Genomic DNA, 303 nt, shown 5'->3' on the forward strand with positions numbered 1-303 from the left:
CAGCTCCAGCTTCCTCCTTCAAGCTCTAGGTCCGTATTGCCTTTCTGTCCGCCTTTTACTTTGTTTAATTGATCTTCCTGTAGTTTGGTAACTGCGTCTTTGTTAAGCGTTACTTCTTTTCCTAGTTTTACTGATTTGTTGCTCATTGTTATTATTTTTTATTGTTAATGAATTGGTTAATTAATTGATTGTTGACTATCCACATCCGTTGCAAGATGCTCCTACACAGCTCCAGCTTCCTCCTTCAAGCTCTAGGTCCGTATTGCCTTTCTGTCCGCCTTTTACTTTGTTTAATTGATCTTC

At 38.9% G+C, this 303-nt stretch carries 1 protein-coding gene; it reads right to left on the bottom strand.

What is annotated here, in order from left to right; all coding sequences use genetic code 11:
• Window positions 1–146 (bottom strand): class I lanthipeptide (locus tag SB679_RS23665; RefSeq protein WP_410704708.1); only part of this gene is annotated, 146 nt, incomplete at its 3' end.
• Window positions 147–303: the final 157 nt, after the last annotated feature.

Origin of the sequence: Chryseobacterium sp. SIMBA_029 (assembly GCF_046535275.1) — a bacterium.
GTDB lineage: Bacteria > Bacteroidota > Bacteroidia > Flavobacteriales > Weeksellaceae > Chryseobacterium.